Source organism: Acidobacteriota bacterium (assembly GCA_021161905.1).
Taxonomy (GTDB): domain Bacteria; phylum Acidobacteriota; class B3-B38; order Guanabaribacteriales; family JAGGZT01; genus JAGGZT01.
On the sequence record JAGGZT010000016.1, the window covers coordinates 25,399 to 38,544 of the forward strand.

Here is a 13,146-nt window from a genome sequence, read left to right on the forward strand (position 1 = left end):
TTTAAAGTATCTTCCTTACCTCCTTCTCGACCCGCTTTGCCACCTCTTCCACCGGTAGATCTCCAGGGATGATCTTTATCCGCTCGGGATATCTTTTTGCCAACTCGAGATAACCTTCTCTCACCCGTTTATGGAAGGCGAGTGGTTCCTTCTCAAAACTTTTGATTGCCTCGGAGCTAACTCGGGCAAGGGATGTTTCTGGAAGAAGGTCGAAAAGGAGGGTGAGATCGGGTGTGATATCCTCATCGAAGAGGATGAGTGCTTTTGTTACCAACTCTAAGGCGAGCCCTCGCCCATATCCTTGGTAGGCGATGGTGGAATCGATGAACCTATCTGAGAGTACGATTGCTCCCTGAGAAAGAGCGGGGAGGATTACCGACCGAAGATGTTCTCTTCTATCAGCGAGGAAGAGGAGGAGTTCTGCCTTAGGGTCGATTTCGGAAAGATCCCCCTCGAGTAAGAGCTCTCTTATCTTCGCGCCCAGCTTGGTTCCTCCTGGCTCCTTTGTTTCTACCACCTTAACCCCCTCCCTCTTGAGCTTAGTTGAGAGAAGAGTAAGCTGGGTTGTCTTTCCCGATCCCTCTATTCCTTCAAAGGTAATAAGCTTCCCTTTTTTCATCCTAACTTATAGTAGCATAAAAAATAAGAGGGGAAAAGGTCTCCTCCCCTCTAAGTTTTCCCCTCATTACCAGATTATTATCCCGGCATATCCCACCACTTGGGAGTAATCCCGGTTTACATCCCCTGAGGTAGCATATTTTACCAAGCGGGCGTTTTCCGCTCCCAGCCTTTTTGCCGCTATGATCGCAGATACTACTGGAGCAACGCCGCACATAGTGATGTTATAGGAGATCACCGTATCGAGAAGTTTTCTTGGGGAGAGTGCCAGTATCTCCTTTATCGCCAGCTTGTCCTTCTGCTCGGCGCTTTTTTGGTCCTCGTAATGGGTCATATCGCTACTTGCCACGATCAAAGTCTCCTCCTTGCTTTCCGTTATCGCTTCTGCTATCGCCTCACCTATATTCTCCAATTTGTTGTAGTCATGGGTGGCAAGCACTATGGGGACGATGGAGATGTCCTTCCTCAGATATTGGAGGAACGGAACCTGGACCTCGAGGGAGTGTTCGTAGAGATGCGCTTCCACATCCTGAGAGAGGGTATTTGATTTCTCAAGGATGGAGGTGGCAAGCTCATCGTCTATCTTCACCTCGCCGAATGGTAGCTCCCAACTTCCGCTGGTCATTATCGCTGCTTGTGCCCCGTAACCGGTGTGGTTCGGTCCCAAGATGATTATCCTTCTCGGTATCTCTACCTCGGAGAGTACCGCTCCCGCTACTCCTCCCGAGTAGATGTAGCCCGCATGAGGCGAGACTACCGCCTTTGCCTTTATCTTTTCCTTATCCGGGGCGATGAAATCTGCAAGCATCCTTTCCAGTTCTTTAGGGTTTGCCGGGTAGAAGCGCCCTGCTACCGCTGGCTTCCTAATCATCCTTTTCCTCCTTGAAGGGAACCTTTAGTCATCGGTTCTCTTTAGATTTAATGTAGCTTAAAGGGCTCTTCTAATCAACAAAAATAAGGGGCGGGGTTCTTCCCCCGCCCAGTCTCCTTGTAAGTGTTTTTTATGCTACTTCTTGCTCGGAAGCTCGATGGCGAGATAAACGGTTGTATCACCCCTCCTTAAAAGGATGAGGATGGTATCTCCTGGTTTCACTTTCCGCATCACTCGTTTGTAATCACGCACTGAACGGATGGGGATACGGTTTATCTCCTTTATCAGGTCTCCCCGCCTTATCCCCTGATAATAAGCGATACTCCCAGGACGGACCTCGGTTACCACTACTCCCTCTTCTCCAGTATAGCCGAGCCTCCTCGCAAGCTCCGGTGTCAAGGTCTGTACCTTTATCCCCAACTCGGAGGATACCTCAGGCGATGGCTTGGCGGATACCTCTTCACCGGGAAGCTCCTCTAATCGAGCAGTGAGAGTGAGTTTTTTCTTTCCCCTAAGTACGGTGAAACTTACCTTGGTTCCGGGGGCGGTTTTCGCCACCTTTATCGAGAGTTCGGTAGCCCCCTTTATCGGTTTCCCGTTCATCTCGAGGATGATATCGCCCCGCTTAAAGCCGGCTTTATCCGCTGGGCTATCGGGAACGACACTGGCGACGATCACCCCTCCTGGACGAGAAAGCTTGAGAGCCTTTGCCATAGTGGCATCGATCGTCTGGATGGTGACTCCGAGGTAGCCCCGGACCACCTTACCCTTGGTGATGAGTTGCTCCATCACCGCCTTCGCCATATTTATCGGGATAGCAAGGCCAATGCCAGCGAAGGTTCCCGTCCTCGTCTCGATGGCGGTGTTGATCCCGATGACCTCACCCCTCATATTGACTAAAGCACCGCCGGAATTCCCTGGATTGATGGCAGCGTCGGTTTGGATGAAATCCTCGTACTTGGCGAGACCTACATTGGAACGTCCCTTAGCGCTGATTATCCCCGCAGTAACCGTGTTCTTTAGTTCCTTACTAAAAGGACTGCCGATGGCGAGAACCCATTCGCCCACCTCGATCTTATCGGAGTCGCCCAGTCTCGCTGCAGGGAGGTTCTTTCCTTCTATCTTGACCACTGCAACATCGGTCTTTGGGTCCCTTCCGATAAGCTTCGCCGGGAATTGGCGATCATCGGCTAAGGTAACGGTTATCTTGTCCGCCCCTTCCACCACATGGTTATTGGTTAGAATATAACCGTCTTTGGTGACGATGACCCCGGAGCCGAGCGCCCGTTGTCTTAGCTCCCCTCCAGGTGGTGATCCGAAGAATTGGCGGAAGAACTCGTCTCCAAAGAAGTCCTTAAAGGGGTTTTCAAAAAAGGGGCTCTCTTTAGGAACCTTAACCACCTTCTCAGTAGAAAGGGTAACTACTGAGGGAATCACCAGCTTCGCTACCCGGGTGAAAAGAGGACTGGGATCATTACCGGCAGAAGGGGTGAGGGGTGGATAATCGGCTAAGGAGAGATTTCCCCCCTTCGTCCCAGCGTATGATTTATTGTCGCAGTTGAGTGAAGAGGTAAGCAAAATTCCAAGAACAAGCCCTACCCCTCCGAAGATGAGGGCGAGCACAACGATCTTTTTATTCGTTTTCATAATCTTCCTCCTTTTTATCTAATTCGTATCCTATGGCATTTCTCAATCTCCTCATTAATTTAGACGCTTTAAGAAAAGGTTTATCCACAAAAAATGTAGCCCCCGCCGAAATAAAAAGCAAGCGGGGGCGGGGAGATATCTTATTTCCCCCTCAGTTTTTCCCAATCATCGAGGAATCGTTTGAGCCCGATGTCGGTAAGGGGGTGGGCAAGTAGCTTCTCGATCACGGCAAAGGGGATGGTGGCGATGTGAGCACCGGCGAGCGCCGCTTCTACCACATGCATCGGGTGGCGCACACTTGCCACGATTATCTCCGTCTCGAAGCCGTAGTTTTCGTAGATGGTGACAATATCTCGGACGAGATCCATTCCGAAACTGCTTATATCGTCGAGCCTTCCCACGAACGGGCTGACGAAGGTGGCACCTGCTTTCGCTGCGATTAATGCCTGAAGCGGCGAGAAGACAAGGGTGACATTGGTCTTTATCCCCTCTGCGCTCATCATCTTCACCGCCTTTACCCCTTCGCGGATGATAGGTACCTTTATTACGATGTTATCGGCGATCTTAGCGAGCTCCCTCGCCTCGGAGAGCATCCCCTCAGCATCTCTGCTAATCACCTCGGCACTTACCGGACCAGGTACTAAACGGCAGATCTCTGCAAGTACCTCCCGCGGTTCTCCTCCCGCCTTGTAAAGGAGGGAGGGATTGGTAGTGACCCCGTCGACTAACCCCATCTTCAATGCTTCTTTTATCTCATCTATCTTAGCGGTATCGATGAAGAATTTCATAATTTCATCCCCCTTTTTACTGAATGAACTTTTTCTTTATCTTACCATAAGTACAGGCGGGGGGGTAGATTTAACCCTTTATCTCTGATATAATTTTTAAAAATAAGAAGAAGCAAGGAGGAGAAGATGAAGGTGCGGAAGGCGGTTTTTCCGGCAGCGGGTTTGGGGACGAGGTTCCTCCCGGCGACGAAGGCACAGCCTAAGGAAATGCTTCCCATTGTGGATAAACCTCTCATCCAATATGGGGTGGAGGAAGTGGTTGCTTCGGGGATAAAGGATATCATCATTATCACTGGTCGAGGGAAAAACGCTATTGAGGACCACTTTGACATATCCTATGAGCTTGAGGAAACCCTGAAGGAACGGGGGAAGGAGAAGATGCTCTCTCAGGTAAGGGAGATATCGGAACTTGCTGAGATCGCTTATATCCGCCAGAAGCAAGCACTGGGAGTAGGGCATGCGGTTTATCTCGCCAAAAATTTGGTGGGAAGGGAACCTTTTGCCGTGCTTTTCGCCGACGATATCATCTATTCCGAAGTTCCCTGTACCAGACAGCTCGTCGAGGTGTTTGAGGAGGTTCAAGGAGCGGTTATCGCCATTCAGGAGGTTCCGGAGGATGAGGTTGAGAAATACGGAATAATAGCGGGGAAAGAGCTTTCCCCTGGTCTGTACCAGGTGGAGGATCTGGTGGAAAAGCCTCCTCCCTCGAAAGCCCCCTCAAATCTGGCTATCGTGGGACGTTATATCCTTACCCCGGAGATATTCGATGAGCTCGCCCATATCGAGGTGGATCATACCGGAGAGCTTCAACTGACCACTGGGCTTCGCCTTCTCCTCAAGAAACAGAGGATATACGCTTATCGCTTCCAGGGCATCCGCTACGATGCGGGAAATAAGGTCGGCTTCCTCAAAGCCACGGTGGAGTATGCCTTGAGGAGAACCGACTTAGGGAAGGAATTCCGGGAATACCTAAAGAGCCTCGATCTTTAGAAATGGTAGGCAAGCCCGAAGCTTATTAGGAACCCCTTGAATTTTAGAGCCTCCATTTCTTCTATTTCCTCCACTTCAGGAGCTATGAAGAAAAAGGGGAATATTCCTTTGACCTCAGCGAGAACGCCGAATCTTTTACTAAAGGCAAACTCTATCCCGCCTGTGAGGTGCCATGCAAGCTCACCGGTATATGTTCCAAGGGAGAGCTTGATGTTAGAAGTAGTAGACGATGCCTCCACTTTGATCAGTCCGAGATAACCCCCTATGCCACCGCCGAGGTAGGGGATTAGCAGGTATTCCCTCTTCCTTCCTAAAGGAAGGAGTTTGATGGTAAAAGTAAGGGGAATGGTCTCGAAAGTACCTTTTCCCTCTATCCTTTCCGCTATCCCCGAAAAGATGGTAGCCGAGGCGGTGGCGGTTTGCCGGTAATAGCCAAAGCCCGTAGCGAGTTCGAAGTGTTGTCCCACCATAGAGGAGAATTCAAACTCCATCCCGAAAGGGGAGGATATGGAAATTGTCCCTGCGAGTTCTTCTGAGTGATACTCGAGTAGATTGGCAAGATCACTCGCCGGGAAATAATCCGCCTTAATGAGGAATGTATGTTTTAGTCCTCTTCTGTTCTTACTCCGGGGAAGAGGGAAGGCGAGCAAACTTGTTCCCCCAATAACGAGGAGAAAGATTATGAACAGCCCTTTTTTTATCACGACTATCCCTTTCTCCTCGTTATTTTACTCTTTCTTACCTCCCTTTGGCAACCAGTTCTTAAAGAGCCTTAAAAGCGATAAGAAGCGCCAAAGTTGAGGGCGAGACCTCCCAGGTCGAACCTCTCAAAGCCAACGAAGTCGCTCGAGAGCTTTCCCTTGAGGTAGGTCTTCTTTATCTCGATAATCACCCCAACCTGATTGGTTACTGGAATTTCCGCACCGGCAACGAGGTGGAAGCCGAGATCGGACCCAGGGGATTCAAAGGCGGTAGGCCAAATGGTCATATCGGTGAAGTCGATGTAGTCACCGACCTCCTCATAGCGCCAGAAGTAGATGCCGAAGCCAGCGCCAAGGTAGGGAATGACACTCATCCCCCTTTTTCTTCCCAAAGGTAATCCCTTGAAGGTGAAGGTTATAGGGATGATTCTTAAGGAAAGTTGCTGTTCGATGGGATTTCCCTCGGAGTCGACATAGTCTCGGTAGGAGGAGTAGTGGGTTGCTTGGTAATAGCCGAAGCCGAGGGCGAATTCCGCAAAGCGTCCCGCCATCGAGGAGAACTCCACCTCGAGGGAGAAATCGTTGAAATCCGAGGGAGAGACGGTGAGGAGTTCGGAATTGTACTCCCAGAGATCGCTTTCTCCAGCAGGCATAAAGTAGCCCAGCTTTACAGTAATTGCATTTTTCATCCCGAAGCGTGGGGGTCTTCTGTATCTCCTTATTTGGTGTTCCCTTGGGAATGCCGCTATGGCGATAGCGAAGAGGATGAGGAGGACAATTCCTATATATTTTTTCCCTTTCATTTTTCTTACCTCCTTCCTTACAGAGTATAAAGCAAATGGTATGCCACAAAGACATCTTTTGCAAGTTATTTATGAACCGCAAGTTAATTTTATGGAGGGTGGATAATGGGAGGTTTTGTCCTCAATAGAGGACACCGTTTGGTTTCTTATTTATACATCTTAGCCCTTAATTTTTATTGTTTTCTTTCGTTTAGGATTGCGGTAGGATGGAAATCCTAAGGTGATAAATTTTCGTCTTTTCTTATTGTTTTGGCATCTAAATAATAGAAGACTTATAATCCGGAGATCGGTGGAAGAGCGGGACGAAGTTTTAGTAGATAGGTTCCTTTCTGGAGACGAGGCGAGCTTCAACCAGCTTTTAAGAAGGTGGGAGAAGCCGGTTTATAACCTTGTCCTCCGCTTGCTTGGCGATGTTGAGGAGGCGAAGGATGTATGCCAGGAGGTGTTCCTTAAGGTTTACCAGAACCTTGGCCGGTTTAAGAAGAGGGCGAAGTTCTCCTCCTGGCTCTATCAGATCGCGATAAACCAGTCGAGAAGCCACCTCCGGAGAAGAAGGGGTAAAAGGTTCATCTCCTTAGAGACGCCGGAGGGGAAAAGGCTTGAGGAAGGTGATGGAAAAGGAACGGATTCCCTTCTTCCTCCTGAAGAGGAGGTTCAGCGGAAGGAGGTGGTTGCCTTGCTTAGAAAGGCGCTCGCTCTGCTTCCCGAGGAGCAGAAATTGGTGGTCCTCCTCAAGGAGTACCAGGGGCTTAAGTTTTCAGAGATCGCCGAGATCGTTGGCTGTCCCTTGAGTACGGTTAAGTCCCGCCTTTATCTTGGGCTTTCTAACTTGGCGGGGATCATTGCAAGTTTAAATGGGGGAGATAAAAAATCCCTTTTGCTATAGGGGGTTGGGGGTATGATGAAGGATAAAGAGCATAAAGATTTCCAAAACGAGCTGATCGAATTCCTCTACGGTGAGCTCTCGCCCGAGAAGGAGAAGGAGTTAAAAGCTCATCTTGAGGAGTGTGCTTCCTGTCGCGATGCCCTTTCTCGCCTTTCCTCAGTTAGGGAGCTTCTTGGAAAGTGGGAGGATGTTGAGCCACCATATCGCCTTATCTTCCTCGCGTCCTCGAAGGAGTCCTTTTTCTCCTCGGTTCGTTCCTTCTTTTCTCGGCTTTCCCCGGTAGTTAAAGGAGTGAGCGTTTCCTTTATTTTTCTTTTCGCTTTTCTCGTTGTCGCTTCACTCGTCAATCTCGAGGTGAGTTATGAGAAGGGTAAGTTTCACCTTTCGACCGCGCTCTTTCCCAAAGCCAAGATAAAAACGCTCACTCCTGCCGATCGTGAAGAGATCTATCAGGCGATAAGGGCGGCACAGGAGGAGACCTTGGCTACGGTGAATAACCTTCTTCTCAAGCAGGATCAAGCGCAGAGGGAGGATCTTGCTCAAGCGTTCGATGAGCTACTTGATCAGATCGATGAAAGAAGGAGAGCTGATCTCGCCTACTTTGGGGAAGGGCTGAGCTATCTCGATCAGCGCTCCTTGTTGAATTACCAGCGGACGAAGGAGCTTATGAAGTATGTCCTGAAAACCTCGGGTAAACCTCCCCGCTGATCACTTCCTTCCCTTTCGGGCGAGCTCGAGGAAGTTGAAGGCGACCGCTATTCTCCTTTTGTCTTCGCTCATTCCAAGCTCTTTCGGGGAGGAGACCCATTTATAGGTGAAATCCACCCGGTTTATCCCATAATGGAATATCCCTTCCCCTAGATTAAATGCATAGTTATTAAACCCTTCAGCTAAGGTGATAGGGGGTAATTTCTTCCCGTTCACGCTGATAAAGAGCATTTGCTTCGGCATTTTAGGATGGACGAAGGGAGCAGCGTTCACCACCATTTGTAGAGGTTCTCCCTTATCAAGGTAGAAGAATAAGGTTGATTTTTCTCCGCAAGACCAGCGGAAGGGGATCTTTCCGTCCCAGCGTTCTGGGTATGACCAGCCATCGCCGAGGAATATTCGGTCGTTCTTTCCGAAGTCTATCCGTGCTCTTCCAAAGCGTTTTCCCGGCTGTAGGAGCCAGTTTCCGAAGAGGAGATCACACCTTGCTGGTGAGAGCCCTGTCTTCAGGGAGAAATAAAGAGTTAACGGGAATGAGAAGGGGTAACCGATGAACCGATAGAGGAGACCGATCTTTCTTCCCGCGAGGAAGGAGAAGGAGACGGAGCTTTCCCGTGGGATCACAAAGGTGGCGAAGAGGGTGGCAAGGAGTATGTTCGAGAGCATAAAAAGAACGATGATGGTAAAGGCAATCTCGGTAGATCTCTTCCTGATAAACCTGATTAGAGCTTCGATAAAGGAAGCGAGGCCAATGGCGAAGAAGAGGGATGAACAGATAAATCGCCTGTCGCCGAAGGAGCCACCAGCCCACCAATTGGTGGCAGCGGAGTTCACCCAAAGCATTCCAAGGAAGGGAATGGCGAGGAGAAGGGTTAATTTTCTATCTCGGGGGTAAAAGAGGAAGATGCCAATCAAGGCGAGATATATAAGTGGTGTCCAGGAGAGGAGCCCATGCCGGGAGGAAAAGAGTACCTCGAGCACCCGGGGGGACCCCCAACGGAGGAAGCTCCCGCCATAGGGGTTGCCGATATAAGGGACGCCGTAAATTATCTTCCACACGATCATCTGGGGGGAGGCCCCAAGGAGGAAACCACCCAAAAAAATGAGATTTCCCCAAAAGAGCTTCTTGGTAGCGACAAACTCCCTTCTTTTGAGGTACTCAAAATAATAAAGAAGAGAATCGATAGCCGGGACGATCATAAAGAATCCGGTCTGGTAGCGGACCATCGTCATCAGACCACCAGCGATCCCCATAAGTAGCCAATTTTTGAAGCTCCGCCTCCCCCGTCCCCGATACCAGAGGTAGAGGAAGAGGGTTACCGCAAACAGGGAGCAGGCGTGGGGCATATGTGGCTGTCCTACCAGGTACCAGAATATCTGGGTGCCCAGGGTGAGGGCGAAGGCGGTGATGATAGCGGTCTTTTTCTCGAAGAAATCCTTCAGCACTTCGTAGATGAGAAGGATGCCGAAAAAGCCGTAGGTGAGGCTTCCTAAATGTACCCCCATGGCATAGGGATAGCTAAAACCGTCCAGAGGCACTACCGCCCCAAGAAGGGCGAGGAATTTAGCCACCCCCATTCCGAGGAGGAAGAAGGGGATCCAGAGGAAGGCGGGTCCAAAGGCATAGATGTTTCTCAGGTGTCCCGTTGGGGAGCGCCATTTGAGATAGGGTCTGTCAGCTATTCCGAATATCTGGTATTCGTTGTCGAAGTGAAGATCGTGATCAATGAACATTGAGCGAACATAAGAGTAGTAGTACATACCGTCGGCACCAATGTGCCCCCCAGTGGTAGTAGCGGTGATGGCGATGAGTACAGAGAAGAGGAGTATGAGGAGAAATATATTCCTATCCCGGATCCTAAAGAAGGAATGCTCCCCCCTTTTCCCGAAGAAGGCGCCCTTGGGGTTTAAGAAGATGATGAGGAGGAAAGCCGAGAGGACTAAGACAGTGAGGAAATAACATCGATAAAGGAAGGATAGCGATGGCACCTTTTCCAGGTAGGGACCGCCGAGGGTAGAAAATAGAAATAAACCGCCGATGATTAACAAACTGATCTTTATTACCAGAGAGAATCTCTTCATTTTCCCCTCCCCAAGATGTAGCTTTCCCCTTAATGTTAGCCGAGTGAGGGCAAAGGTTCAACCAGCTTATCTTATTCCAATGGCGTCGAAGCAGACGGAAAGCTTCCGCGGGTCATCCCCCAACCCATTCTCCTTGGGTGAAGAGGAATAGGCATAATAGAAGGTAATGCTGTTAAACCCAGGACGGAGAAGCCCCGGCGTTAGAGGGAGGGTATAGTCCCTAAATCCCGGCTTAGAAACGAGAGTGATGTTTCCACTATATTTCCCATTTACGATAACGGTTATCTTCTGTCTTCTCCCCTTCTTAGGGAGGAAGGGATAGCACCTGAGGTGTAAGGTCCCCTTCTCCTTCGGCGAGTAAAGGAGGATGTGCGATTCCTCTCCCACCCCCCAGCGGAAGTTTACCCCAGCACCTCTTTCCTTGGCGGAGAGACCAGAGACGATAAAAAAGCCATCTTCTCCTCCGATGTCAACGGTTGTTGGTATTTTGTTTTTGGGAAGGCTGAGGATATCCTTCCGTAAGAGGAATGTTTGGATCTCGTCGGCGATCAATCGGTGTATCTTCGCTTTTGGGTGGAAGTAATCGAGGAAGGGGTTTTCCCCGGTTCTCTTATGCCATGCTTTGAGTACCGGATAGAGATCGAGCACCTCTATATCAAATTCCTTGGCGAACCCTTCAATTATTTGCTGAGGTTTAATCGATAAATCGTCGTAATATATCTGGGCGAGACTGGGGATGAGGACGAAGACCAATTTAATTCCCCTATCCGCAGCCATCTTAGCCATCCCCTGCATTTCCTTTTTTGCTTCGCGGTATATGGGGTCGTTTGCATCGAGGGGGGCATAGAGCTTCTTTTCTGGAATAAAGGTTGCCTCTTTATTCCTTTCTCCTCTTCTTTCTGGTTTTCCTTTCCTAACTCGGGAGAGAAGAAATTGGAGGAATCTGCTCTTCCTCACTATAAATGGAGGGGGCTTCAGGTTTACCCCCTCTGAGTGGAGAGAATATACCCTCTGCGAAGCGATGAAACCGTTACCGAAGTAATAGGAACGGGCACCGTCAAAGTCGTTGTCCATACAGATAGCAATTATGGCTACCTTCGGTTTTAGTATAGGATAAAGGAGTTTAAGGAGCTCATAGTATTGGGTGAGGTTGTACCCGTTTATCCCGGCATTTATTACCTCGATGGGTAGTTCAAATGGGTTGTCGGAGAGCTTCTCCTCAAGCACCTTGGGGAAAGTATCCGAAATACTTACCCCCCAACCAAAGGTTATGGAGTCGCCTATAGTGATTATCCTTAAGCCAGAAAATTCTTTTTTTATCTCGTATTCCCTATCCCGCAAGCCGAGCGAATTTATGTAAACCCGAATACCGTTTCCCATAAGGTAGCGGGAATTCGGCTTTAAGGTATATCCCAGCCGCTTATTTTTGCTCTTTAGATAGATGAACCGGTCGATCTTTTTCCGAAGTTTTGGATGCCAGAAGAGCCTCGTCCCTATTTCTGCTAAACCGAAGAAGAAAAGGATAGAGAAAAGGGTAAGGAGGCTTCCTATGATGAGTTCCTTGCGTTTCCCTTCCGCCATTTCAAGATCGCAACAGACTAAAATAGGGTGTAGATGAGTGGAGCAAGCGCCGAGCTCTCGGTAAAGATGATAAGAGCAGCGACGAGTAGCAACAGGATAATAATAGGAAGAAGCCAGAAGCGTTTCCGTTGCTTGAGGAAAGCCCAGAGCTCGGAGAGGGAGTATATCTTTCTTTTTATCCCCTTTATAATTCCCATAATCTCCTCTCAGTCAAGGGGGATTTCCTTCCGCCATTCCTCATAGGGAAGCGGAGGTACATCCCTTTTATCGATAATGAAATTCTCCATTACCAAATAGTCAAGCCCCGTTCTCCTGAGGCAGGAGTAAGCGTCGGAGGGGGTGCAAACTATCGGTTCTCCCCGAACATTGAGCGATGTATTAAGGATCACAGGGCATCCGGTCAGTCTCTTGAAGGCGGATATTAGTTTGAAGTAGCGAGGGTTATCCTCATAGCGTACTGTATGAAGTCTTGACGAGCCGTCGATGTGGGTTATTGCTGGAACCTCGGTGGGCTTTTTCACCTGGGCAGTAAGCAGCATAAACGGGCTTTCGCCCTCGATATCGAAGTAGTCAGAAGCATCATCTATAAGCACTGAAGGGGCAAAGGGACGGAACCATTCCCGGAATTTCACCCTTTTGTTGAGTTTTTCCTTCATATCGGGATCACGGGGATCGGCTAAGATGCTTCTATTTCCCAGCGCCCGAGGACCAAACTCCATTCTTCCCTGAAACCAGGCGACGAGCTTACCATCGGCGAGTAGCTTAGCCGTTTCTTCGATAAGCTCATCATCAGCAAGTTCGCGGTAGGGTACCTTTTCCCTATCGAGAAAGTCCCTTATCTCCGCTCGGCTGAAGGCGGGTCCATAATAGGGGTGATGCCATGGCTTACTCCTTCCCTTTTTTAGGATTGAGCTGTAAACGAAAAGTGCTGCCCCCACTGCCCCGCCAGCGTCACCCGCCGCCGGCTGGATGAACAGCGATGAAAAGGGTGATTGACGGAGAATCCTGCCATTTGCCACGCAGTTCAACGCCACCCCACCCGCCATACAGAGGTTGGGCAAACCCGTTTCCCGATGGAGGTGATCCACCATTTTTAGAAGGATGTCCTCGGTCACCTTCTGGATACTCGCGGCGATGTCCATATGTCGCTCCTCTAAGGGAGATTCCGGTTCCCTTGGTGGTGAGCCGAATAGCTCTTCAAACTGCTTCGATATCATCCTCAAGCCATAGTCGTAGGCGAAATAGTGCATATCGAGTTTGAAGCTTCCGTCATCCCTAAGTTCGATCAGTTCCATTATCTTATCGTAGTAGCGTGGCTTACCATAAGGAGCGAGCCCCATTACTTTGTATTCAGCGGAGTTCACCTTGAAGCCAAGGTAATAAGTGAAGGCGGAATAAAGAAGACCGAGAGAATGGGGGAAGCGGATCTCCTTTAATATTTCGATCTCCTCACCCCTCCCCACACCGTAGG

The 13,146-nt window shown here is 49.5% G+C and carries 13 protein-coding genes; 3 read left to right on the plus strand and 10 right to left on the minus strand.

Annotated elements, in window-relative coordinates:
* Position 1: 1 nt before the first annotated feature.
* The 4 genes from J7L64_03245 to fsa all read right to left on the minus strand — a co-directional run bounded on the left by J7L64_03245 (position 2) and on the right by fsa (position 3,924).
* Positions 2 to 619, minus strand: coding sequence for a dTMP kinase (locus J7L64_03245; protein ID MCD6451370.1), 618 nt, complete (start codon positions 617 to 619; stop codon positions 2 to 4).
* Between the two features lie 66 nt (positions 620 to 685).
* Positions 686 to 1,489 (minus strand): AmmeMemoRadiSam system protein B, encoded by an 804-nt coding sequence (amrB, locus tag J7L64_03250; protein MCD6451371.1) that lies wholly within the window; start codon positions 1,487 to 1,489, stop codon positions 686 to 688.
* A 135-nt stretch (positions 1,490 to 1,624) separates the two neighbouring features.
* On the minus strand, positions 1,625 to 3,136 hold the full coding sequence (locus J7L64_03255; protein MCD6451372.1) for a DegQ family serine endoprotease: 1,512 nt from the start codon (positions 3,134 to 3,136) through the stop codon (positions 1,625 to 1,627).
* A 140-nt stretch (positions 3,137 to 3,276) separates the two neighbouring features.
* Positions 3,277 to 3,924, minus strand: coding sequence for a fructose-6-phosphate aldolase (gene fsa / locus J7L64_03260; protein MCD6451373.1), 648 nt, complete (start codon positions 3,922 to 3,924; stop codon positions 3,277 to 3,279).
* Between the two features lie 126 nt (positions 3,925 to 4,050).
* Here fsa and galU point away from each other — a divergent pair, with 126 nt between their 5' ends.
* Positions 4,051 to 4,914: a UTP--glucose-1-phosphate uridylyltransferase GalU gene (gene galU / locus J7L64_03265; protein ID MCD6451374.1), complete on the plus strand. Its 864-nt coding sequence runs from the start codon at positions 4,051 to 4,053 to the stop codon at positions 4,912 to 4,914.
* Here the strand turns inward: galU and J7L64_03270 are convergent.
* Positions 4,911 to 5,618, minus strand: coding sequence for a hypothetical protein (locus J7L64_03270; protein MCD6451375.1), 708 nt, complete (start codon positions 5,616 to 5,618; stop codon positions 4,911 to 4,913). The genes galU and J7L64_03270 overlap by 4 nt on opposite strands.
* Positions 5,619 to 5,686: 68 nt before the next feature.
* Positions 5,687 to 6,418: an outer membrane beta-barrel protein gene (locus J7L64_03275; GenBank protein ID MCD6451376.1), complete on the minus strand. Its 732-nt coding sequence runs from the start codon at positions 6,416 to 6,418 to the stop codon at positions 5,687 to 5,689.
* 289 nt (positions 6,419 to 6,707) lie between these two features.
* Between J7L64_03275 and J7L64_03280 the strand changes: the two genes are divergently transcribed.
* On the plus strand, positions 6,708 to 7,304 hold the full coding sequence (locus J7L64_03280; GenBank protein MCD6451377.1) for a sigma-70 family RNA polymerase sigma factor: 597 nt from the start codon (positions 6,708 to 6,710) through the stop codon (positions 7,302 to 7,304).
* A 12-nt stretch (positions 7,305 to 7,316) separates the two neighbouring features.
* On the plus strand, positions 7,317 to 8,012 hold the full coding sequence (locus tag J7L64_03285; protein MCD6451378.1) for a zf-HC2 domain-containing protein: 696 nt from the start codon (positions 7,317 to 7,319) through the stop codon (positions 8,010 to 8,012).
* Here the strand turns inward: J7L64_03285 and J7L64_03290 are convergent, their stop codons facing one another.
* The 4 genes from J7L64_03290 to J7L64_03305 form a co-directional block, all read right to left on the minus strand.
* Positions 8,013 to 10,094 (minus strand): glycosyltransferase family 39 protein, encoded by a 2,082-nt coding sequence (locus J7L64_03290; GenBank protein MCD6451379.1) that lies wholly within the window; start codon positions 10,092 to 10,094, stop codon positions 8,013 to 8,015. It lies immediately after the preceding gene.
* A gap of 66 nt (positions 10,095 to 10,160) precedes the next feature.
* On the minus strand, positions 10,161 to 11,675 hold the full coding sequence (locus J7L64_03295) for a hypothetical protein (protein ID MCD6451380.1): 1,515 nt from the start codon (positions 11,673 to 11,675) through the stop codon (positions 10,161 to 10,163).
* Between the two features lie 17 nt (positions 11,676 to 11,692).
* Positions 11,693 to 11,872 (minus strand): hypothetical protein, encoded by a 180-nt coding sequence (locus tag J7L64_03300; protein ID MCD6451381.1) that lies wholly within the window; start codon positions 11,870 to 11,872, stop codon positions 11,693 to 11,695.
* 9 nt (positions 11,873 to 11,881) lie between these two features.
* Positions 11,882 to 13,146, minus strand: a 1,265-nt coding sequence (locus J7L64_03305; protein ID MCD6451382.1) for a hypothetical protein, incomplete at its 5' end; no start/stop codon positions are given.